At 65.2% G+C, this 18,815-nt stretch carries 18 protein-coding genes and 2 pseudogenes; 5 read left to right on the forward strand and 15 right to left on the reverse strand.

The annotated features are described in order from the left end of the window. Positions 1-12: 12 nt before the first annotated feature. Positions 13-277 (forward strand): annotated as a pseudogene (locus AC1DXX_RS15745) (DNA/RNA non-specific endonuclease); the annotation flags it as partial. 572 nt (positions 278-849) lie between these two features. Here the strand turns inward: AC1DXX_RS15745 and AC1DXX_RS15750 are convergent. From AC1DXX_RS15750 to tnpB, 4 genes and pseudogenes are all read right to left on the reverse strand, one after another. Beyond that, positions 850-2,919, reverse strand: a complete 2,070-nt coding sequence (locus tag AC1DXX_RS15750) for a hypothetical protein (RefSeq protein WP_478135137.1) — start codon at positions 2,917-2,919, stop codon at positions 850-852. A 205-nt stretch (positions 2,920-3,124) separates the two neighbouring features. Next, positions 3,125-3,739 carry a hypothetical protein gene (locus tag AC1DXX_RS15755; protein WP_478135211.1) on the reverse strand — a complete coding sequence of 205 codons (615 nt, stop codon included), beginning with the start codon at positions 3,737-3,739 and terminating at the stop codon, positions 3,125-3,127. A gap of 190 nt (positions 3,740-3,929) precedes the next feature. Further along, positions 3,930-4,376: pseudogene (locus AC1DXX_RS15760) on the reverse strand (transposase domain-containing protein); the annotation flags it as partial. Positions 4,377-4,433: 57 nt separating this feature from the next. Further along, positions 4,434-4,664 carry an IS66 family insertion sequence element accessory protein TnpB gene (gene tnpB, locus AC1DXX_RS15765; protein WP_478135210.1) on the reverse strand — a complete coding sequence of 77 codons (231 nt, stop codon included), beginning with the start codon at positions 4,662-4,664 and terminating at the stop codon, positions 4,434-4,436. A gap of 449 nt (positions 4,665-5,113) precedes the next feature. On the opposite strand from tnpB, the gene AC1DXX_RS15770 reads away from it, so the two are divergent. Beyond that, the gene (locus AC1DXX_RS15770; RefSeq protein ID WP_478135138.1) at positions 5,114-5,953 is read left to right on the forward strand and encodes an intradiol ring-cleavage dioxygenase; all 840 of its coding nucleotides are present in this window, start codon (positions 5,114-5,116) and stop codon (positions 5,951-5,953) included. 107 nt (positions 5,954-6,060) lie between these two features. After that, the gene (locus AC1DXX_RS15775; RefSeq protein ID WP_478135139.1) at positions 6,061-6,819 is read left to right on the forward strand and encodes a sulfite exporter TauE/SafE family protein; all 759 of its coding nucleotides are present in this window, start codon (positions 6,061-6,063) and stop codon (positions 6,817-6,819) included. Positions 6,820-6,900: 81 nt separating this feature from the next. Here AC1DXX_RS15775 and AC1DXX_RS15780 read toward each other — a convergent pair whose 3' ends face one another. From AC1DXX_RS15780 to AC1DXX_RS15800, 5 genes are all read right to left on the reverse strand, one after another. Beyond that, a complete protein-coding gene (locus tag AC1DXX_RS15780) occupies positions 6,901-7,260 on the reverse strand; it encodes a DUF1428 domain-containing protein (protein ID WP_478135140.1) in 360 nt (119 codons plus the stop codon). A 67-nt stretch (positions 7,261-7,327) separates the two neighbouring features. After that, a complete protein-coding gene (locus tag AC1DXX_RS15785) occupies positions 7,328-8,800 on the reverse strand; it encodes a DHA2 family efflux MFS transporter permease subunit (protein WP_478135141.1) in 1,473 nt (490 codons plus the stop codon). A 34-nt stretch (positions 8,801-8,834) separates the two neighbouring features. After that, the gene (locus tag AC1DXX_RS15790; RefSeq protein WP_478135142.1) at positions 8,835-9,254 is read right to left on the reverse strand and encodes a VOC family protein; all 420 of its coding nucleotides are present in this window, start codon (positions 9,252-9,254) and stop codon (positions 8,835-8,837) included. Positions 9,255-9,267: 13 nt separating this feature from the next. Further along, the gene (locus AC1DXX_RS15795) at positions 9,268-9,795 is read right to left on the reverse strand and encodes an SRPBCC family protein (RefSeq protein WP_478135143.1); all 528 of its coding nucleotides are present in this window, start codon (positions 9,793-9,795) and stop codon (positions 9,268-9,270) included. A 46-nt stretch (positions 9,796-9,841) separates the two neighbouring features. Further along, positions 9,842-10,276, reverse strand: a complete 435-nt coding sequence (locus tag AC1DXX_RS15800) for a VOC family protein (RefSeq protein ID WP_478135144.1) — start codon at positions 10,274-10,276, stop codon at positions 9,842-9,844. A gap of 130 nt (positions 10,277-10,406) precedes the next feature. Between AC1DXX_RS15800 and AC1DXX_RS15805 the strand changes: the two genes are divergently transcribed. After that, positions 10,407-11,060 carry a TetR/AcrR family transcriptional regulator gene (locus AC1DXX_RS15805; protein WP_478135145.1) on the forward strand — a complete coding sequence of 218 codons (654 nt, stop codon included), beginning with the start codon at positions 10,407-10,409 and terminating at the stop codon, positions 11,058-11,060. A gap of 15 nt (positions 11,061-11,075) precedes the next feature. On the opposite strand, the gene AC1DXX_RS15810 is transcribed toward AC1DXX_RS15805, so the two are convergent. The 6 genes from AC1DXX_RS15810 to AC1DXX_RS15835 are packed head-to-tail and all read right to left on the reverse strand — an operon-like array spanning position 11,076 to position 17,842. Beyond that, positions 11,076-11,567 (reverse strand): MarR family winged helix-turn-helix transcriptional regulator, encoded by a 492-nt coding sequence (locus AC1DXX_RS15810; RefSeq protein WP_478135146.1) that lies wholly within the window; start codon positions 11,565-11,567, stop codon positions 11,076-11,078. Positions 11,568-11,604: 37 nt separating this feature from the next. Beyond that, entirely contained in the window at positions 11,605-13,371 is a 1,767-nt protein-coding gene (locus AC1DXX_RS15815) for an acyl-CoA dehydrogenase family protein (protein WP_478135147.1), read from the reverse strand. Between the two features lie 37 nt (positions 13,372-13,408). Next, positions 13,409-14,401 carry a Bug family tripartite tricarboxylate transporter substrate binding protein gene (locus AC1DXX_RS15820; RefSeq protein ID WP_478135148.1) on the reverse strand — a complete coding sequence of 331 codons (993 nt, stop codon included), beginning with the start codon at positions 14,399-14,401 and terminating at the stop codon, positions 13,409-13,411. Between the two features lie 30 nt (positions 14,402-14,431). Next, positions 14,432-15,196 (reverse strand): SDR family NAD(P)-dependent oxidoreductase, encoded by a 765-nt coding sequence (locus AC1DXX_RS15825; RefSeq protein ID WP_478135149.1) that lies wholly within the window; start codon positions 15,194-15,196, stop codon positions 14,432-14,434. Between the two features lie 22 nt (positions 15,197-15,218). Next, a complete protein-coding gene (locus tag AC1DXX_RS15830; protein ID WP_478135150.1) occupies positions 15,219-17,072 on the reverse strand; it encodes a feruloyl-CoA synthase in 1,854 nt (617 codons plus the stop codon). Then, the gene (locus tag AC1DXX_RS15835; RefSeq protein ID WP_478135151.1) at positions 17,069-17,842 is read right to left on the reverse strand and encodes a crotonase/enoyl-CoA hydratase family protein; all 774 of its coding nucleotides are present in this window, start codon (positions 17,840-17,842) and stop codon (positions 17,069-17,071) included. The genes AC1DXX_RS15830 and AC1DXX_RS15835 overlap by 4 nt, the downstream gene beginning before the upstream one ends. A 103-nt stretch (positions 17,843-17,945) precedes the next feature. Between AC1DXX_RS15835 and AC1DXX_RS15840 the strand changes: the two genes are divergently transcribed. Then, positions 17,946-18,812 carry an amidohydrolase family protein gene (locus AC1DXX_RS15840; protein WP_478135152.1) on the forward strand — a complete coding sequence of 289 codons (867 nt, stop codon included), beginning with the start codon at positions 17,946-17,948 and terminating at the stop codon, positions 18,810-18,812. Positions 18,813-18,815: the final 3 nt, after the last annotated feature.

The raw sequence follows: 18,815 nt of genomic DNA on the forward strand, positions 1-18,815 counted from the left end.
CGTGTAGGGTCGCCGCGAGCTGAACGCGCGGAGCTGAGCGACTACAAGGGGCTCCGGCTATGTCCGCGGGCACATGGCACCGGCCGGCGATATGCTGAGCCCGACGGCCATGGCGCAGAGCTTTTAGTTGGCGAACATGGTTCCGCAGAACCCAACGCAGAATTCGGGCGCCTGGTCCAAGATCGAGCAGGACACACGCCGGTATGCGCTGCGCGCCAAGGGGGATGTGTTCGTGATCACGGGACCGGTGTTCAGCCCCGACGGCCAGACGATCGGAGGTAAGCGTTTAGCGATGTCGCCTTGATGGGCCGGATTGCCCTTGTCGACCTGGTTCAATGCCAACGGCATCATCTTTTGCGCGCCGGTTCATGGAACTAGGCATAGGCCAATGTGGGGTGGTGACGGCGCATGCGTCGTAAATACCTTTTGGCCCATGGTTGATTGAGTAGAGGCAGGGAGGCTGCCCAAGCGCATGTTCGCCACGAAGTCTCTGAACATCAAGTCGGACCGAGGTGTTGAGTTCACGTGTCCGCTTTGCGTCGCCCCAGGGGGGGCACTTCATGGGCAAAGGCAGTTCGAACGACGCCTACAACTTTAGGTGCGTGCAGGAGGGAAGCCAGCAGTAGAGCTTTCGCCCCTAGCAAAAGCGAACCTGAAGTTCGTCCGTCCGACTCGTGGATTTGTGAAGGCGTGAGCTTCGTCCAGCGGAGTCGGGGTTGGTTCCTGCAGACCCGCACGCTGCCAGCTCGATGTCAGACAATGCGCGATGAGAGCGCTACCGTGCAAGCCCGGTTTTCGCTTCACGAGTCATTGTCGTCGGCGCTTCAAACAGGAAGGCCGCGATAGTCCTTACTCGGACGCATCAAACTGCGGGCCGAACGCTTCGACGGCATCTTTCGCCGCCGCCTCCACGTCCATGACGTAGTTCTGAAGGGAAAGCGTCTTGCTGCCAATTCGGATGTGTCTGTCGAAGGGCTGCAACTGTGCCATTTGCTGGCGGATGATGGTCTCGCCCCGCAAGTAGTCGACCAAGTCCTGAGCCTGAAATTCAGGGCCGCGCCAAAAACTTACGTACTGCTCTGCGCCTAGCCTGATTTTTCCTCGTAGGACGACGTTCATCAACTCGTGCGCCTGCCGGACTGGGTGCGCTCTGGAACTATAGCCATTGAACACGCGGTTTGCTGTAATGATGGCTGAGTGGACGTTCTCTGTTGTCGGCACATCCCAACCCAGCCATGCCGAACACGGGTGGAACGAATTTTTGCATTCAAGGACGAACAGATGGCCGTCACGCCAGCAAAGGACGTCTGTTTCCCGTTCGCCTTCGATGTTGAATGAAAAGTTCTCTCGCACGCGGAACCCTGCATCAGTCAACGCCTGCACGACAGCCCGCTGCATTGGGTCTGTGGGCCCAAGGACGACCTTACGCAATCTGTTGGCAGTGACGATATTGCGCACTAGGTTTGAACGAAATATGAGCGCTGGTGCAATAACAAAATGCTCTCCCGCCTTAATGAGAGGTCGGTACTGCAGGTCGATAAAATTCTTGTGCTCTTTCTTGTGCTCTTTCTTGTGCTCTTCCAGTGTGAGCAGTCTGACCGCTTCTTCGGCCTTCTCAGGTGACAGCACGTTCCCCAGTAGCTGAACCAATTCTTGCTGCCGCATGATAGGCAGGACCGACCTCATCCTCAGAGCTTCTCTCTCTTGCTCATTCTGAATCGACTTAAGCTTCTCGTCGTAGACCGCATGCATAAAACTGAACATCCGCTGCACTTTGATGACGTCACGGACAGTCAAGAGTTCACTCACCCGCATTGACGCGCCTTCCTCAGGCCTGAAGTTCTCAATGCCAATCCCAATCAGACTGGCAATTTCGCCGACGTAGTACTCGTCCGTCGATATCGGAAGAAAGAATTGCTCGTCGTGCACTATCTTGAAGACTAGGCGTTCGATGGGTCGAGGGCGAAGCTCGACAAGCTCGCCCATCCCGATGTCGAAAGCACCTGCGATAACACTCTCCATCGTGGTCAAGGGTTGACCGGAATCGTGAAACTGCTGAAGGACTCGCAGTGCGCGGTTGGTATCCTGGATACCACTCTGGATATACCCAAGGCGGATGGACTTTTCAAGCATCTCGTCGGTTGAGAAGACGACGAGTACCTCTCCTTGCCGCCTCACCTCATACGGCATACCATCGACAAGCGCTTCGGCCTCAAGGAGCTCGTTCAACCGGGCCGCGTCTATGAGCAGGTTCGCATAGATGTTCTCGAACGGGTCGAGCAGTTTCTCGTCCACATGTTGCCAGAGCTTCGGGTCGGTACCGACTTCTTCACGCATCAGCTGGACGATGGATGAGAAACCCTGTGCGAGGTCCTCTTGCGACCAGTGCTCTAACCTCTCGGCAGTCTGTGCCCGGTCCCCCACCCAGTTGCGCGCAAACGCCTGGTTAACAATGTACAGAAGAGTTTTGAGCACAACGCGCTTGCGGGCCTTCAGGCGAATCACCAGACTTTCTCGCAGCCTTCGGGCCTCGGGCGCAGCGTCTAGCAGCACGCGCACGGAGTTCAGATAGGCCAATCGGTCCGGACGTAGCTGCAGTTGAAGCCGTGATATCAGAGCCAGGGCAGCATCCAAGACCTTGACAATGCCCCCCGAACGGAATTCATAACGTGATGCCCGGAACAAGCCCTCTCGTCGGATGCGTGCGGTGGAACCGTCGGCGTCCCACAGCATCAGCGACAGCATCACGGCCACGGCCTCCTTGTGTTTATTTCGCTCCAAGTTCTCGCCCAAGGCTGAGATTGCCGCCTTGACGTCGGCCTTCGTTGCAACGACTGGCGCGCCTACTTGCGCAACGGCCAGCATGGCGGCGATAGTCTGAGACGCTGCGAGCGCAGCTGCGTTCTCTATGATGGTCATTCGTGCTTCTTGTTGAGCAACATTCTGGGGATACCTAAAGTCATTTCCCTCGGTTCAGCCGCGTTGCTCGTTCCCAACGCCGGCAATTCATGGCAACAAAGGGCGGTCTACGATGAAGCGAGCAATGGCTGGGCTGGCTTATTGAATACACCGATGTCAGGCGCAAGCCGAAGCTGAAGCGGAAGTATCTGGCACACCAACGAACTCAAGGCGTGGGCGTAGATGGCTCGTAGACTGACTGGCAGTCTGGGTGTTGCCAGCAGAACGTGTCGAACAGGAGTGGCGAGCCGCCAGCTTCTGAAACGACGCAGCGCGCGAGTGCCTGATAGAAGTCATAAGCCCGCTGTGTATGGATGTTCCCCATGGAGAACGGCCCGCTCAAGCCGATGCCGCCGAAGGTCTCGCTCAATATGTGGAGACTCTTGCGGTCCAGCGGGATATGGCCGAAGTCGCGGCAGCATGCGTGCAACAAGTCGCCTTGAGTGCCCTTTACCGGCTTCCAGCCCTTAATTGCCATCCATCGCACGAACAAGTCGACCAGTTTGTATCGATGAGCGATGGACAGCGGATTCGCTAGCGCGTTTGATTGCCAATGTGCGCACAAGGAGTCAGTCAACTCCGCATGCAACGTGTCGAACTCCGCTTGGCTATGAGGCACGACCCCCTGCGATGCATCCATTCTCAAGCGGAATGACTCCTTTCCGGCCCAATTGTTGTAGCTTTGCAAGGGCCCCGTTGGTCCCGTCCCGCCATTTGAGATGGCGCGGATGGTAGAGCTACCGACACCAAAGTCTGTTGTTTCGCTGTTGGGGTTTGCCAAGAACTTCCGCGCCTGCTGCAGATACGCGGCGTATCGGTTGGTCCATTCGCGGGAGAGATGAATAGGGATGTCTGGCATTCCAGTAAGGTGAGCAGCGGACGAAGTGAAGTGCTCTGACTTTAACGTCTGCTGCGCAGTAAGCGCGGTGCCCCCGTCTTGACTGCAGTCGCAGATCAGGCTGCCGACGGCAGTCGAGCTTCTCGGCCATGTCCTCGCCGATGCGCTGCAGGGTGCAGCCGCAGCTGCAGGTGGTGCTCTCAGGCTCGTGGCGGATCTCCCGGCGCGGCAAGTGCGCGGGCAGCGGCTGGCGCTTAGGTTGCTGCTTCTCGTGCTGCGCAGATGGCGCGGCCTGAAGCTGCGCCAGCTCGCGCTCCATCGCCGCGAGGTCGGCGTCGATCGTCTCTTCCAGCAGGCTCTTCTGTTCAGCGTTGAAGGCTTCAGACTTGGCGGCAAACTTCAGCCGCTTGAGCACAGCCATCTCATGCGTGAGCTTGTCGATGGCGGCCTGCTTGAACGCGATCTCGTGGTCACGGCGTGCGATCTCGAGCTTGTCGGCCGCGGCTTCTCTTCTGAGCGAGAGGATCATCTCGCGCAGTTGCTGCGCGTCCAGGTGGTCAAGGTCGGCCGTGTCGATCACGGACGGTGATGGTGCCCCGGTGTACTCACGCGCGCATCAGCACATTCGGCGATTGCACTACAGCACGCTGATCACCCCAGCTTCGCCGACGCGCTGCCACGGAAGCCCGAGCACCAGCGCATCGAACTGGGGACGGGTCAAGCTGAGGGTAGTGCCGCTGTCCTTGGGCCAGACGAACTTGCCCTGATGCAGGCGTCGTGCCGACAGCCAGATGCCAATTCCGTCATGCACCAGAACCTTCATCCGGTTCGCGCGTCGATTGGCGAATAGGTACCTCCCTCGGCAGATTCACATCTAGTGGCCGGAGATCTGGGCCCATTCGCAGTTATCGACGTTGCTTACAGGTGAGTCGCAGAGGCCGGCGGGCACTCGCGCGTTCGCCTAGCCACTCTCGCTGGTCAGTTGGTGGCTGCCTTACTTGCCGTCATAGCGGATCAATGATTTGCCCGCCTTCTGGTCCATCAGCTTGCTCCCCGTGGGGCAGCGACCTCGTTTAGCCTTCTGGGCCAGCACTCTATTGCCAAGTTCAGAACTTTAATCCGCTGATCCAGCACTTTATTCAGTGGTTCAGGGCTCTATTCCTCGGAGTCAGGAGCCAGATGATTTCGGCCCAGTGCAGGGTGCGACCGTTCCGCTGAGCGGAAAAATCATTTGCGCCGTGGTGCTTTCGGGCGTGCCGCGTGCGGCCTACAGTGCGCCGTACCCCAGAGAGACAGGCCGACAAGGAGACAGCCACGATGCGCAACCTCAACCAGGACAACATCACCCAGGCCGTGCTCGCGCGCTTCGCCGACACGCCCAGCCCACGCCTGCACGAGATCATGACCAGCCTCGTGCAGCACCTGCATGCCTTTGCGCGCGAGGTGAAGCTCACCGAAGCGGAGTGGTTCCAGGGCATCCAGTACCTCACCGCCACCGGCCAGAAGTGCGACGACAAGCGCCAGGAGTTCATCCTGCTGTCGGACGTGCTGGGCCTCTCGATGCTCACCATCGCAATGAACAACGACAAGCCGGCCGGCTGCACCGAGGCCACGGTGTTCGGCCCGTTCTACTTCGAGGGCGCACCCGAATACGAACATGGCGACGACGTGGCCAACGGCGCCGCGGGCGCGCCCTGCGATGTGTACGCCACGGTGCGCGGTCTCGATGGCGAGCCAGTGGCCGGCGCGGTCGTCGACGTGTGGCAGGCCGACGAAGGCGGGCACTACGACGTGCAGCACGAGGGGCTCGATCATTCCGAGAACCGCGGCCGCCTGCGCACGGCGGCCGACGGCGCGCTGCATTTCCGCAGCGTGCTGGCCGAGGCCTACCCCATCCCCGTCGACGGGCCCGTGGGCGACCTGCTGCGCGCGACCCGGCGCCACCCCTGGCGGCCCGCCCACCTGCATTTCAAGATCGAGGCACCGGGCTACGAGCAGCTCATCACCCATGTGTTCCGCGAGGGCGACCAGTGGCTCGACTCCGACGCGGTGTTCGCGGTGCGCCAGTCGCTGGTCGCGCCCTGGAAGAAGCAGGACAACGGCCGTTGGCGTCTCGATTTCGATTTCGTGCTCAACCCGTTGAAGCAGCCTGCCTGATCGCGCCCCCCGGGAGACAAGTCCCAGGTACGACGCATCGAGCCTCATCCTGCTACGCTCGAAAAGCCTGCCGCCACGGCAGGCTTTTTTCTGCGCCCGTCACTCTCATGGTCTTTCCCCTCATCACCGACCCGCATTTCTATGCAGTCGCCATCCCCGCCGTGCTGCTGCTCGGCATCAGCAAGAGCGGCTTCGGCGCCGGCTTCGGTTCGCTCGCGGTGCCCTTGATGGCGCTCGCGGTGACGGTGCCGCAGGCCGCCGCCATCCTGATGCCGCTGTTGCTGCTGATGGACGTGCTGGGGCTGGCCGCATTCCGGCGCGACTTCGACCGCTCGCTGCTCAAGTTCCTGATTCCGTTCGGGCTGATCGGCACGGTGATCGGCACGCTGCTGTTCCGGGTGCTGTCGGCGCACACGGTGGCGGGCATCGTCGGCGTGTTCACGCTGCTGTTTCTCGCGCAGCGGCTGGTGTTTCCGCCCAAGCCCGACGATCCGCTGCCTTCGCGCGCGGTGGGCTCGGTGCTCACGGTGGTGTCGGGTTTCACGAGCTTCATCGCGCATGCCGGCGGCCCGCCGATCAACGCCTATGTGATTCCGCTGCGGCTCAAGCCGGTGGTCTTCACGGCGACGATGGCGTACTTCTTCTTCGTGGTGAATCTCAGCAAGTGGATTCCCTACGCGTGGCTCGGCCTGATCGACTTCCGCACCATGGCCACCTCGCTGGCGCTGATGCCCCTCGCGCCGCTCGGCGTGTGGGTCGGCATCCGCATCGCGCGGCGCATCGATGCGACCTGGTTCTATCGCTTCGTGTACCTGGGCATGCTGCTCACAGGCCTGAAGCTCGTCTACGACGGGTTCATCGGCTAACCCCCAGGCTTCGCGCACCCTCTTGCAGGGGGCAGCACCAGCGGCCCGGCAAAGCCGGTTCCGCGGTGTTTCGCGAAGGGATCAGAACTCGACGATCGATTTGAAGCCGCCGAAGATCATCCTCTTCGCATCGAACGGCATGGTCTTCGGGTCCATTGCCGTGATGCGCGGGTCGGCCATGACCTTCTTGTTCACCGTGTCGCGGTGCTTGCGCGACTTGTAGACGATCCACGAGAAGGCCACGGTCTCGTCGGCCTTGAGCTTCACGCTTTGCGGGAACGAGGTGAGCTTGCCGGGCTTCACGTCGTCGGCGATGCACTCCACGTATTCGAGCGCGCCGTACTCCATCCAGACCTTGCCGGCCTTGCGCGCGAGCTTGCGGTAGGCCTCGACCTTCTGGGTGGGAATGGCAACGATGAAACCGTCGACGTAGCGAGCCATGGGGGGCCTCCTGAATGAAAGATAGAACCGTTGAAGGAAAAACAGCGGCGGCTGCATGGCGTCGTGTTCACGATGCCGTTTCGCCCGCCGTCCTGCTGCGGGGTGCCGCTTCCTCGTTGTTCTGCGTCTGCCCCGGCGGTGCGGTGCGAAGCAGCAGGGCCCCGATCAAGCCCGCCGCCGCCGCGAACACGGCGCCGACGAGAAACGCAAGGTTGTAGCCGCCGGTGAGCGCGAGCGGAAGCTGTGCGCCGGCCGCTTCCATCGCGCTGCTGCGCGCCGCCGCCGCGCTGGCCAGCACGGCCAGGCCGAGTGCGCCGCCCATCATGAAAGCGGTGTTGACCACGCCCGAGGCCAGGCCCGAATCGGCTGGGTCGACCTCGCTCATGGCCGCGAGCAGCACCGGGTTGAACGCCATGCCGGCGCCCAGGCCCAGCAGCATCATGCCGGGCAGCACGTCGGTCACGAAGCTGCCGTTGACCGGTGCGCGCGCGAACAGCGCGAGCCCGATGGCGGCGAGCCAGAGCCCGGCCGCGAGCGGCTTGCGGATGCCGAAGCGCATCACCAGCTTGGCCGACAGCCCCAGCGAGAACACCGCCATGATCACGTTGGCCGGCAGGAAGGCCAAGCCGATCTGCATCGGCGTGTAGTTCAGCACCAGCTGCATGTAGAGCGCCGAGATGAAGAACCACGCGAACATCGCCGCCGCCCACAGCACGCCCACCACGTTCGCGACCGACACGCTGCGCAGTCGGAACAGGCCGAGCGGCATCAGCGGATGCTGTACGCGGGCCTCGATGGCGATGAACACGGCCAGCAGCACCACGGCCGCGCCGAGCAGGCCCAGGGTCTGCGTGGAGCCCCAGCCGGCCTCGTTGCCGTTGACGACGCCGTAGACCGCGAGCATGAGCGACAGCGTGACGGTGACCGCGCCGGCCACGTCGAGCTTCTCGCCGTGCGCCTGGCCGCGTGCACTGGGCAGCAGCGCCACGCAGAGCGCGTAGACAGCCACGCCGATCGGCAGGTTGACCAGGAAGATCCAGTGCCAGCTCAACGTGCTGGTCAGCAGGCCGCCCAGCAGCACGCCGATGCTGCCGCCGCCGGCGCAGACGAAACCGTAGACGCCCATCGCCTTGGCGCGGTCGGCCGGMTCGGTGAAGAGATTCATGATCAGCGAGAGCGACACGGCCGAGACCACCGCGCCGCCCAGTCCCTGCACCGCGCGCGCGGCGATCAGCAGCCCCTGCGAGTTGGCGATGCCGCAGGCCAGCGAGGCAAGGGTGAAGAGCACGAGGCCGATCAGGAAGAGCTTGCGGTGGCCGTAGAGGTCGCCGAGCCGGCCCCCCAGCAGCAGGAAGCCGCCGAAGGTCAGCATGTAGGCATTCACCACCCAGACCAGCGAGGTCTCGGTGAAGCCGAGGTCGGTGCGGATCGAGGGCAGAGCCACGTTCACGATCGTGGTGTCGAGCACGATCATCAGGACGCCGAGGCAGAGCACCATCAATGCGAGCCAGCGCTTTCGGTTGTCGAGTGTTTCGGTCATGGAGTGGATTCCTGCAAATCGCCTGCGAGGCGTATCAGACCAATGGCTTGCCACCGTTGATCAACCAAGGTGTTCCGAAGCGGTCGGTCACCATGCCGAAGCCTTCGACCCAGAAGGTCGGGGCGAAGGGCATCGCGACCTTGCCGCCGTCGGCGAAGGCGTCGAACACGCGCCGTGCTTCGGCGACGGTGTCGAGGGTCAGCGCAACGCCGAAGCCCTTCATGCCTTCGTAGGCCTGGCCGGGCATGGTGTCGGAGGCCATCAGCATGCCGTCGCCGTAGGCGAGCGCCGCATGCATGATGCGCTTCGCGGCGCCGGGCGGGAACTGCTCGGCGCCGGGCGCTTCGCCCATGGTCATCATCATCTGCATGGTGCCGCCGAGCGTCTTTTCGTAGAAGCGCATGGCCTCTGCAGCGTTGCCGTCGAACGAGAGATAAGCGTGGATGGGAGACATGAGGTTTCCTTGGTTACTTTTCGGTGGCCGTCTTGAGATTGGCGAGACCTGCTTCGAAGTCCTTGCCGATCATCTGGTCCATGTTGAAGAAGATGCCCATGAGCTTCGCGACGTAGGGGCTCGGGCCGTGCATGGCCCAGGTGACCTGCGTGGCGTCGCCCTGCGGCTGCAGCGTGAACTCGGCCACGTTGTGGCCTTCGAAGGGCTTGATGAAGTCGAGCTTGATCGCGATCTTCGAGGAGGGCGTCGACTCGGTGATTTCCATGCGGCCCGCGCCGGCCTTGTCGTTGCCTTCCCAGGCGTAGGTCGCGCCCTTGCCTGCGGGCGTGCCGCCGAAGGTGCGCTTCATGCCGGGGTCCAGCTTCTCGTAGGGCGACCAGGCACCCCAGCGGTGGAAGTCGTCGATCAGCGGAAAGATCTTCGCAGCCGGCGCCTGGATGCGCGTCGTGCGTTCCACGCGGAAGGTGTCGGGTCGTGTCGCCCCGTAGATGAGCAGCACGGCGATCAGGGCGAGGACGACGAGGGCAATTTTCTTGAGCATGAAGGAGGTACTCCGGAGGCAAAGGTGTCGGGCGGTCGGTTGACGGTCAGTTGGCGGTCGCCACCACCAGCAGCCAGCCCACGCCGAAACGGTCGGTGAGCATGCCGAAGCTGGAGGTGAAGAAGGTCGGGATCAGCGGCTGCATCACCTGGCCGCCATCGGCCAGCGCGTCGAACCGCTTGCGGGCGTCGGCATCGGTGGGGGCGGTGATCGACAGCATGATTCCCTTGAACTCCGCCTGGCCCGAGCAGCGGCCGTCGGAGAACATCAGCTCGGTTTCGCCGATGCGCACCACCGAGTGCATCACCTTGTCGGGGCTGGGCGTGGCGCCGGCGCAGCCGTCCCCTTTGTCCATGGATGCATCCGCCGGCGCTTCGCTGTAGCGCATGAGCTGGACCACTTCGGCGCCGAGCGCCTTCTTGTAGAACGCGATCGCTTCGTCGCAACGGCCTTCGAAGGACAGGTAAGACTGGACTTTCATGGCATTTCCCTTTCGCAGGAGAGGTTTCACGGATGCGCAGCGGACCCTGCGCGAATACGATGGAACTACTTTGTGTACACCGTCCACAAAGAATAGCAGGGATAATGGACAGTGTCCACATGGAATTGCAATGAAGCTCAACAACGTCCCCGACAGCCTGCCGCCCGCCAGGAGCACCTATCGCCATGGCGATCTGCGCCGGGCGCTGCTCGAGGCGGGCGTCGAACTGGCGCGCGACGGCGGCCCGGATGCGGTGGTGCTGCGCGAGGCGACGCGGCGCGCGGGCGTGGTGCCGAATGCGGCCTACCGGCACTTCGGGAGCCGGCATGAGCTGTTGCTGGCGGTGCGTGCGGCGGCGCTTTCGGCCGCAGCCAAGGCGATAGAAACCGAACTGGCCGTGCTGCCCTGCGACCAGCCGCCCGCCGACTTCGCGCGGGCGCAGGTTCGCGCCATCGGCACGGCCTACCTGCGGTTTGCGCAGGCCGAGCCCGGCTTGTTCCGTACGGCGTTCGTGGTGACCGAGGAGGGGGAGGGCGAAGTGGGCCCCGAGAGCGCGGGAGCGAGCGGGATGAACCCGTTCCAGTTGCTCGGCGCGGCGATCGACCGGCTGGTGGATGCCGGCGTGCTGGAGCCGGCGCGGCGCCCGAACGCCGAATACCTCGCATGGTCGGCGGTGCACGGGCTCGCGCTGCTGATCATCCACGGGCCGTTGCGGGCGCTCGATGCGCAGACCACCCATGCGCTCGGGCAGCGCCTCATCGACATGGTCGAGCGGGGGTTGTAGGGCCCCCCCGGGACTTCAGAGATAGATTTTCTGCAGCAGCTTGATCAGCGTCTCGCGCTCGCGCACGCTGAGCTTGGCGCTGGCATCGGCCTCGAGCTGCACCACGGCCTGCTCGGCTTCGCGGACCAGCGTTTCGCCGGCGGGCGTGAGATGCAGCCCCACCGCCCGGCCATCGTGCGGATGCGGCCGGCGCTCGATCAGGCCCCGGCTGTCCAGCGTGGCCACCAGGCTCACGAGGTTGGGCGGCAGGATGTCCAGGGTGCTGCAGAGCTGGCGCGAGGTGGCGCCCGGGTTGTGCGCCAGCAGCGAGAGCACCGAAAAATCGATCTGCTTGAGTCCGTAGGGCGCCATGCGCTCCGAGAAAAAGCCGCTGACGATCAGCCAGGCGCGGCGGGCGTTGTAGCCGACCAGGGCTTCGAGCACGCGGGCATCGAGCCGGTCCGGCCTGCCTGGCGCCGTCGCGGCGGGCTCGTTCTTTGCGGAAGTTTTTTTCGGGGAGGGAGGCATGGCCCCGAGCGTAACCGCCCGTGGCGGTGCCGCAAACCTAGTTGGCGACACCGTCCGTTGCCGCGGCATGCGCCAGGGCGACAGTCTCGCAGGCACGCTTGACGATGCCGAGCCGCATGTCGAACTCGGGCAGCACCCAGCGCCGGAAGGCCGCCGCCGCACGCGTTTGGCTGGCACGGTCCGGGGAGGCTTCGCCTGCTGCATCGATCCGTGCCCAGGCCCACGCCATCATCGTGAGCATCACCACCCGCAGGTAGTCGTCGGCCACTTCGTACGGCAGCACCGGGTTGGCATGCGCGGCCATCGCGATGGTGGTGCCCAGGTAGCGCAGCTGCGCGAGCCGGCGCTGCACGTCGGCGTCGGCTTCGCGCGAGGCATCGAGCGTGTCGCGCAGTTCGAGCAGCACGGCCGACATGGCGGCGCCGCCGTCGGGCAGCACCTTGCGCACCAGCAGGTCGATGGCCTGGATCTCGTTGGTGCCCTCGTAGATCATGGTGACGCGCGCGTCTCGCACGACTTGCTCGATGCCCCATTCGCGCACGTAGCCGTGGCCGCCGAATACCTGCAGGCATTCGCTCGCGCCGTGGAAGGCCTGGTGCGTGCAGGCCGCCTTGAGCACCGGCGTGACCAGCGAGCACCAGCGCTGCGCGCGTTCGCGGGCCTTGGGATCGGCGTCGTGCGCTGCAATGTCGAGCATCAGCGCGCTGCGGTAGGCGAGGGTGCGCGCACCGTCGATCCAGGCACGCTGCGTGTCGAGAATGCGGCGCACGGCCGGGTGCTCGGCGATCAGGTCGGCCGCTTCGCCACCCCGGCTTGCGGGCGCGGCGCCCGGTGCGCGCATCTGGCGGCGCTCGGCCGCATAGGCATCGGCCTTCTGCCAGGCGGCATCGAGCAGGCCGATGCCCTGCAGCGCCACATGCAGGCGCGCCGAATTCATCATCACGAACATGGCGGCCAGGCCGCGGCCCGGTTCGCCGACCAGCCAGCCGGCAGCTTCGTCGAAACGCATTGTGCAGGTGGGGCTGCCGTGCAGGCCCATCTTTTCCTCGATGCGCTCGCAGTGCACCGCGTTGCGCGTGCCGTCGGGCAGCACCTTGGGCACGAGTGCCAGCGACAGGCCCTTGGGCCCGGCGGGCGCCTGTACTTCCGATCCATGCAGCCGGCACAGCACCAGGTGCACGATGTTCGACGTCAGGTCGTGCTCGCCGCCCGAGATGAAGATCTTGCCGCCGCTCACGCGGAAGCTGCCGTCGGCCTGCGGCACGGCGCGGGTGCGCACCTGGCCGAGGTCGCTGCCCGCATGCGCTTCGGTGAGGCACATGGTGGCGAGCCATTCGCCGGTCGCGATCTTCGAAAGATAGCGCGCGCGCAGTTCGTCGCTGCCGTGGTGCTTGAGGCAGGCATAGGCGCCGTGCAGCAGCCCGGGTGCCATCGTGAGGCCGTGGTTGGCGGCCGCTAGCCATTCGTAGAGCACGGCTTCGAGCACCGCGGGCAGCCCCTGGCCGCCGTCTTCGGTGGCGGCCGAGAGCGCAGGCCAGCCGCCATCGACGAAGGCCTGGTAGGCCTCGCGAAAGCCCGGCGGCGAGACGACCTGGCCGCCCTCGAAGCGACAGCCGACCTCGTCGCCCTCGCGGTTGATCGGCGCCACCACTTCGCCGACGAAGCGCGCGGCTTCCTCCAGCACCTGGGATTGCAGCGCCTCGTCGACCTCGGCGAAGGGCGTGAGCGCCTGCAGGCGCCTGGGCCCGTCGAGCACTTCGTTCAGCAGGAAACGGACGTCTTCGGGGCGGGGTCGGTAATCCATCGGTGTCGATTCAGCGCGGGCAAGCAAGCGAGGCGGGTCAGGACTCGGCGGTGAAGCCGATCTTCTTGACCAGCGGACCCCAGCGTTCGTATTCGGACTGCAGCGACTTCTTCATGTCCTCGGGCGAGGAGCCGTGGGCGATCAGGCCGACCGACAGCAGGCCGTCGGCCACGGCCTTGTCCTTGAGCGCGGCCTGGATCGCCGTGCTGGCGGCGGCGATGACGGCCGTCGGCGTCTTCGCCGGGGCGAAGAAACCGAACCATTCGTCCGCCACGATTTCCGCGAAGCCCTGTTCGGTGAAGGTCGGCACGTCGGGCAGGTAGGCTGGGCGCTGCGCCCCCGAGGTGGCGAGCACGCGCAGCTTGCCGGCCTTGACGAAGGGCAGGCAGTCGCCGACGGGCGTCATGCTCGAGGCGATCTGGCCGCCCACCACGTCGTTGATCGCCGGCAGGGAGCCGCGGTAGGGCACGTGGCGCAGGTCGGTGCCGCTGTTCAGGCCCAGCAGCGCGCCCAGGAAGTGCGGCGTGGAGCCCGCGCCCGGCGAGCCGTAGCTGGCCTGGCCAGGGTTGGCCTTGGCCCAGGCGACATAGTCCTTCAGCGTCTTCACGCTGGCCGGCACCATCGGACCGACGGCCAGGCCGTGCGTCATCACCGCGCCGATGGAGATCGGCGCGAAATCCGCGATGCCGTAGCTCAGCTTGGTATAGATGTGCGGATAGGTCGACAGCGCGGAGGCCTGTGCGAGACACAGCACCGAGCCGTCGGCCGGCGAGGTCTTGAGCGTGTCGAGCGCGATGCGCCCGCCCGCGCCGGGCTTGTTCTCGACCACCGGGTTGTTCTTGGTGAACGGCGTGTCGCCGATCTTGTCGGCCACGCGGCGCGCCACGCTGTCGCCCGCGCTGCCGGCCGGGAAGCCGTAGTAGATCTTCACCTGCTGCTGCACCGCCTGGGCAAGTGCGGCGAGGGGATGCAGGGCGGCGAGCGCGGCGGTGCCGCCGAGCGCCGTCACGAACTGACGTCGGTTGGTCATGGTCTTGTCTCCTGGTTGTTGGGGCTGGAATCAGCGCGGCGCCATGCGCAGGGCACCGTCGAGGCGGATCACCTCGCCGTTCAAGTGCCCGTTGGTCACGATGTGGCAGGCCAGCTCTGCGAATTCCGAAGGCTTGCCCAGGCGCGGGGGAAACGGAATCGACGCGGCGAGCGATTGCTGCACGGCTTCGGGCAGCTCCAGCAGCAGCGGCGTGGCGAAGAGGCCGGGCGCGACGGTGCACACGCGGATGGCATGCTGTGCGAGGTCGCGCGCCATCGGCAGCGTCATGCCCACGAGGCCGCCCTTGGAGGCGCTGTAGGCCTGCTGGCCCACCTGGCCGTCGAAGGCGGCGACCGAGGCGGTGAAGAGCATCACGCCCTTCTCGCCGTTGGCTAGCGCTTCCAGCTTCGCGCAGCGCGCGGCGAAGAGGCGGGCCATGTTGTAGCCGCCGACMAAGTTGATGTTGACCACGCGCACGAAGTCTTCGAGCGGCGCCGGGTTGCCGTCCTTGCCGACGATGCGCTTCGCGCTGCCGATGCCGGCCACGTTCATCAGGATGCGTGCGGGGCCGTGGGCGGCGGCGGCTTTGTCGAGTGCGGCATTGACGCTGTCGGTGTCGGTGATGTCGCAGACGCAGGCGACGCCGCCGATCTCGGCTGCGACCTTCTCTGCGAGCGCGGCGTTGCGGTCGAGCACCGCGACCTTCGCACCCAGGCGCGCCAGTTCGCGCGCGGTGGCTTCGCCGAGGCCCGATGCGCCGCCGGTGACGAGTGCGGCTTGTCCTTCGATCTTCATGGTGTTTGTCTCCTGGATGGGTTCAGCGGGGCTTCAAGGTGAAGGGCAGGGTGCCGGCATGCAATGCTTCGACGATCTCGGCGCGGTGCTTGAGCACGGCGCGCTGGTTGATGGAGCCCTTGTCGGTCACTTCGCCCTTGTCGATCGAGGGCGGCTCGGCCATCAGGTGCAGCCGTGCGATGCGGTTGGCGCTGCCGGTGCCTGCGGCCGCCAGCGTGTTGGCCACCTCCTGGAAGTGCGCCTGTACCGGTGCGCTTTCGAGCACCTGCTGCATCGTTGCGTCGGCGCCCAGGCCGGCGAGTTGCCGCACTTTTTGTGTCGGGAAGATCAGCGCGCCGACTTCCTTCAGGTTGATGCCGGTCAGCACCGCGTCCTGCACATAGGGCGCACCGGCTCCGATGATCTTTGCGCGCAGCGGGCCCACGCTCACGAAGGTGCCGGTGGCGAGCTTGAAGTCTTCGGCGATGCGGCCGTCGAAGCGCAGGCCGCGATGGATGTTCTGGTCGTCGATCCACTTCACCGCGTCGCCGGTCGAGAAGAAGCCTTCTTCGTCGAAGGCTTCGGCCGTGGCCTCGGGCGCCCGCCAGTAGCCGGGCGTGATGTTGGGGCCGCGGTAGCGCACCTCGGTCTTGCCGTCGACTTCGATCAGCTTGAGCTCGATCCCGGCGGCCGGCAAGCCGATGTCGCCCGACTTCACTTCGGGGCCGGTCACATAGAGCGCGAAGGGGCCCGACTCGGTCATGCCGAGGCCGGTGCCCATCACGATGCGCTCGCCGACCTCGGCTTCCTGCGTCTTGTGCAGGCTGTCCCACACGGGCTGCGACAGCGCCGCGCCCGAGTAGAAGAACATCTTCACGCGCGACAGCAGGTTGCGGCGCAGCACCGCGTCGGTTTCCATCGCATGCGCGATGGCCTCGAAGCCGGTCGGCACATTGAAGTAGATGGTGGGCGCGATCTCGCGCAGGTTGCGCAAGGTCTCGGCCATGCCCGAGGGCGTGGGCTTGCCGTCGTCGATGTAGAGCGTGCCGCCGTTGTCGAGCACGATGCCCACGTTGTGGTTGCCGCCGAAGGTGTGGTTCCAGGGCAGCCAGTCGATCAGCACGGGCGGCTCTTCTCCCAGCGCGGGGATCGACTGGCGCAGCTGCTGCTGGTTGGCGCACCACATGCGGTGCGTGTTGATCACCGCCTTGGGCATCTTGGTCGAGCCCGAGGTGAAGAGGAACTTGGTGATGGTGTCGGGGCCGGTGGCGCGCATCGCGGCGTCGATGGCGGGTGTTGCCGGCGTGGCGGCGAGGAGGTTGAACGCGATGGTGGCCCGGCCTTCGAGCCTGCCTTCCGCAAGCACGACCTCGGTGCCTGCCGGCACGGCGGCTTCGATGGCGCGGCCGTAGCGCGCGGCATCGGCGGCGAACACGAGGCCCGGCGTCAGCGTTTCCAGCACATGGCGCAGCTTCTCGAAGTCCTGGCTCACGAGCGAGTAGGGCGGCGACACCGGGCAGTAGGGCACGCCGGCGTAGAGGCAGCCGAGCGCGAGCAGCGCGTGCTCGATGCCGTTCTCGCTGAGGATCGCTACCGGGCGCTCCGCGCCCAGGCCGCGGTCGAGCAGCGCCTGTCCGATACCGCGTGCCTCTTCCAGCGCCTGCGCATAGGACACGCGCAGCCAGTCGCCGGTGCTGCCGTCGGCCAGTCGTTCGCGGCGAGCGATGAAGGTGCGCTCGGGCGCGGCTTCGGCCCAGTGCGCGAGGCGGTCGGTCATGCGCTCGCGGTAGGACGCGAGCTGCGTTTCGGCCTGCAGGTACTGCGTGCCCGGCGCGCCGTCGCGCAGCACTGCGCGCGTGACGCCGAAGGCCAGCGGGCGGTATCGAATGGTGGTCATTCCTTGCTCACTTTGGCCCCGCGGCCTTCGAGGAAATCGCGCACGCGCGCCTTGGCCTCGGGCGCGCTCTGGACGATGCCGGACATCAGCGCCTCGGTGAAGAAGCCGTGGTCGGCCGATTGCTCGGCGATGCGCGGCAACGCGTGCATCAGCGCGTAGTTGGTGAGCGGCGCGTTGGTGGCGATGCGCCTGGCGAGTTCGAAGGCCTTGTCGAAGGCCGTGCCCTCGTCGACGAGGTACTGCGCGAAGTTGGCGCGCTCGCCGTCCTCGGCGTTGTAGACGCGGCCGGTCATCATCATGTCGGTCATGCGGGCCACGCCGATCAGCTTCGGAATGCGCACCGAGCCGCCGCCGCCCACGAAGATGCCGCGCGAACCTTCGGGCAGCGCGTAGAAGGTGGAGCGGTCGGCCACGCGGATGTGGCAGGCGCTCGCCAGTTCGAGGCCGCCGCCGACCACCGCGCCATGCAGCGCGGCGATCACCGGCACCGGGCCGTGCTGGATGAGGTCGAGCGCGGCGTGCCACAGGCGCGAGTGCTGCATGCCCTGGCCGGCATCGCGCTCCTTCAGTTCGCTCAGGTCGAGGCCGGCGCAGAAGTGCGGGCCCTCGCCGTCGAGCACCGCGGCGCGCACCGTGGAGGGCAGCTTCTCGAAGGTATCGCGCAGCGCGAGGATCAGGCCGTCCGACAGCGCATTGCGCTTGGCGCCGCGGGTCAGGCGGACGATGGCGACGTCGTCGCGGATGTCGAGGTGGAGGTCGGGATTGGTCATGATTGCGTTTCGGTGTGAGTTGAATTATGGTTATGATAAATAATCAATTCAAGGCACTTGAAGGCCTCGAATCCTAGGGATTTACCCGTACTGGAGACACGACATGGACCACCAGAACCTGATCGCCATCGACATCCACACCCACGCCGAAGTGAGCTGCTGGAACCCGTTCGACAACTACGGCGAGGAATACGACCGCGCCGCCGACAAGTACTTCGGCTCGAGCGGCCGCCCGACCATTGCCGAGAGCGTGGCGTACTACCGTGAAAGAAAGATCGGCCTCGTGATGTTCATGGTCGATGCCGAATCGAACATGGGCCGCCGCCGCATCCCGAACGAGGAGATCGCCGAGGCCGCGCAGAAGAACAGCGACATGATGATCGCCTTCGCGAGCATCGATCCGCACAAGGGAAAGATGGGCGCGCGCGAGGCGCGGCGCCTGATCGAAGCGCACGGCGTGAAGGGCTTCAAGTTCCACCCGACGGTGCAGGCCTTCCATCCGTACGACAAGATGGCCTGGCCGATCTACGAGGTGATCGCCGAGTACGGCCTGCCGGCCATCTTCCACACCGGCCACAGCGGCATCGGCTCGGGCATGCGTTGCGGCGGCGGGCTGCGGCTGGAATACAGCAACCCGATGCACCTCGACGACGTGGCCATCGACTTCCCCGACATGCAGATCGTGATGGCGCACCCCAGCTTTCCCTGGCAGGACGAGGCGCTGAGCGTGGCCACCCACAAGCCCAACGTGTGGATCGACCTGTCGGGCTGGAGCCCCAAGTACTTTCCGAAGCAGCTGGTGCAGTACGCCAACACGCTGCTCAAAGACCGCATCCTGTTCGGCAGCGACTACCCGCTGATCACGCCCGACCGGTGGATGAAGGACTTCGAGGTGGCGGGGTTCAAGCCCGAGGTGATGCCGGGGATCCTGAAGGGGAATGCGGTCAGGCTGCTGAAGCTGGAAGGCTGAAGG

This window comes from Variovorax sp. P4_B10, from assembly GCF_056402375.1.